The 2,800-nt window shown below is 66.8% G+C and carries 3 protein-coding genes; 1 reads left to right on the top strand and 2 read right to left on the bottom strand.

Going from position 1 to position 2,800, the window contains the following annotated elements; translation table 11 throughout:
- Nucleotides 1-830: 830 nt before the first annotated feature.
- Nucleotides 831-1,082, bottom strand: coding sequence for a hypothetical protein (locus tag BN903_RS12645; protein WP_048078075.1), 252 nt, complete (start codon nucleotides 1,080-1,082; stop codon nucleotides 831-833).
- Between the two features lie 205 nt (nucleotides 1,083-1,287).
- On the opposite strand from BN903_RS12645, the gene BN903_RS12650 reads away from it, so the two are divergent.
- On the top strand, nucleotides 1,288-1,827 hold the full coding sequence (locus BN903_RS12650; RefSeq protein WP_048078076.1) for an NYN domain-containing protein: 540 nt from the start codon (nucleotides 1,288-1,290) through the stop codon (nucleotides 1,825-1,827).
- 269 nt (nucleotides 1,828-2,096) lie between these two features.
- On the opposite strand, the gene BN903_RS12655 is transcribed toward BN903_RS12650, so the two are convergent.
- Nucleotides 2,097-2,657, bottom strand: a complete 561-nt coding sequence (locus tag BN903_RS12655) for a thioredoxin family protein (RefSeq protein WP_048078077.1) — start codon at nucleotides 2,655-2,657, stop codon at nucleotides 2,097-2,099.
- Nucleotides 2,658-2,800: the final 143 nt, after the last annotated feature.

Below are 2,800 nucleotides of genomic sequence, written 5' to 3' on the forward strand. Positions count from 1 at the left end.
AGGCCCCGGAACCGCCCTACGAGGGCGGCATTCTCGCGAAGTACGGTCGCGACTTCGCCTCCGCCGCCGACGGCGCGGTGACGAACCCGCGACTCACGCGAGACCTGTAACCGGGCACGAAGCTGTCGGAGCCGCCGGGAGCGTCCGTTTTTACTGAGGCTCAAAATTAACGATCTCGACGACTCCTTTTCATCTACCGCTGTGGCGCGCGCCTCCGAGGCCGCATCGCGGCCGAGGAGCGCCGCGCGTGGTCGCCGGCGCGTAGCGCCGGCTGCCAGAGAATCCTCGATTCTCGCTGGAGTCGCTGGTCCCGGAGCGAAGCGGAGGGACCAGCGACAGGGCGAGAGCGAAGCTCTCGCTTGAAACCGGACGTAGTCCGGTGACGAGGCTGGGGAGGTGTGAGGCTGTGCGGTCCCGCGAGCGACCGGAGGGAGCGAGCGGGAGTACGGAAGTCGCAGCCCGCGCAGCGAACGTAGTGAGCGAGCAGGACCGTCTTCCGGTGGTGCGGGGCGGGACTCGAAGGGGCAGTCGCGAGGCGGGCGCAGGTGACGCAAGGACCGCAGGAAGGGAGCGAGCAGCGCGAGCGACCGACGAGGACCGCAGCGAACGTGCGCCCGCCTCGCGACTGGGGCTTCGGAGCGGTTCATGTCGATTAACGATTTATCAACAGGAACAGCTTCGTATAGCCGAGCGGCAGGGGCTTCGGTGGTGTTCACCGCCGCGAGACTCTCGGCCACGTACAACCGAGTGACCGGAACTTCGAGAACGTCTCCGTTTCTCACCGAGCCGCGATCAACGACCGAACGTCGGCTCCTCACTCACCTCGATTCTTATTGCGGGGAGCCGCCGTCCGTGACCGCGGTCTCGACGGACTCGGCACACCAGACGTTGCTCCGGCGGCCGGCACGCGAGAGCTCCATCCTGACCACCGACCCGACCGGTAGGTCCGCGACGCGCTCCCGGGCGTCCTCGTCGGCGTACTCGACGACGTGGTACGTCTCGTTGCGTGGATGGGCACGTACCGTGGTACATTCGTGATCGTTCTGCTCGGAGATGACGGTGTACGCGTTCGATTGTGACATCTTATTCCGTTATTCTTGGACATACTACTTCAAGTCTCCGTATATTCACTACAGTCGTGAGTCAGGTAGTAATACGGATATAAGGTGTACGAATGCCGAAACGATCAGTCGCCGTGCGTGGCCCGCGGCGACTGCGCCGCACGCTGCCCCGACCTCGTCACTCGCGGATCACCACGCCTATCTCCGATGGTCTCGGATCGCGGTCATGGAGCAAGACGACGAGGGGGTTGAAGGTTCCAGTTCGGACGCCGCCGGACAGACGGACCCGGACGCCGGCGGCGTGGCGCTGTTCGTCGACGGCCCGAACGTGTTGCGCGAGGAGTTCGACGTCGACCTCGACGACGTGCGCCGGGCGGCCGAGGCGGAGGGACCGCTGGTGACGACGCGGCTCTATCTCGACGAACACGCGACGCCGGGGCTGATTCAGGCCGCCGAGGCCCGCGGCTTCGAGGTCGTGATGACCAGCGGCGACGTGGACGTGAAGCTCGCGGTCGACGCCGCGCGGTTCGCGGCCGAGGGGCGGATGGAGACCCTCGCGATCGCCTCCCGCGACACCGACTTCAAACCGGTCGTCGAGACCGCGAACGGCTACGGGATCCGAACGCTCGCCATCGCGCCCGGCGAGTTCGGGCGCTCGGACGCGCTCCGCAACGCCGCCAACGGGTCGGTGACGCTCGACGGCGACGAGAGCAATGTAACCGAAGACAGCGGCGAGACGGATACCGAATCGGCCTGGCACCGGTAGCGATCGAGTGACGTCGTCCGCGGCTGTTTATAAGCGAACGGCGACCCCGGTGGACCGTTTCTAAAGCTCTAGCCGCTCGTTTATACGTCACGGCTACCGCGCAGCACACCACCGAAGCCCCAACCGCGAGAACATCCGAAAGACGGTCGCCTCGCTTCGCTCGGCGCTGCGTCTTTCGTGGTCCCGCTCGCTTCCGCTCGCGGGACTCACAGCGGTACAAGTGCGGAAGCCCACGACTTCAGTCGTAGGTAGCTGACGGCAGCGAGACCCTACGCGTCCGGCCACTTGATCGAGCAGCCCCGAGACGGGCGGTCGGGGATCTCGACTTCCTCACCCGCGAGAACGGCGTCGACCGCGTCGCGAACGTAGAACTCCGTCGCCTCATCGTCGGGGTTGAGCGCGTCGTCGAGCCGGCCGTGGTAGCGCAGCCGCCACTTCCTGTCCTCGCGGCCGAAGAGGAACGGGTCGGGCGTGCACACCGCGTCGTAGGCGGCCGCGACCTCCGCGGTCTCGTCGCGCAGGTACGCGTCGTACGCGACCGTGCCGTCCGCGACGGCCTCGCGCATCGCCTCGAAGGAGTCCTCCGGGTACTCGTCGGCGTCGTTGGGGTTGATCCCGACGACGGCGAGGTCGTCGTACTCGACCGCCAGATCGTTCAGCAGGTCGATTTTCGCCTTCGCGTACGGGCAGTGGTTACAGGTGAAGACGACGAGCAGCGCGTCCGTCTCGAAGTCGTCGAGCGCGTACGTCTCCCCGTCCGCGCCGGGTAGTTCGAAGTCGGGCGCTACGTCGCCGCGGTCGAGTTCGGACTCGGATTCGGTCTGGACCATGTCGCTCCGGGCTACGGCGGCGAGCGGAAAAGGCGTTGCGCGCTCAGTACTCGACCGCGTCGGAGTATCGGTCCAAGACGAGCACGAGTGCGGCACCGCCGATCGCCGCCAGCGCGAACCGCGGCGCGGCCGCCCGCCACGAC

The sequence above is a fragment of the Halorubrum sp. AJ67 genome, from assembly GCF_000513435.1.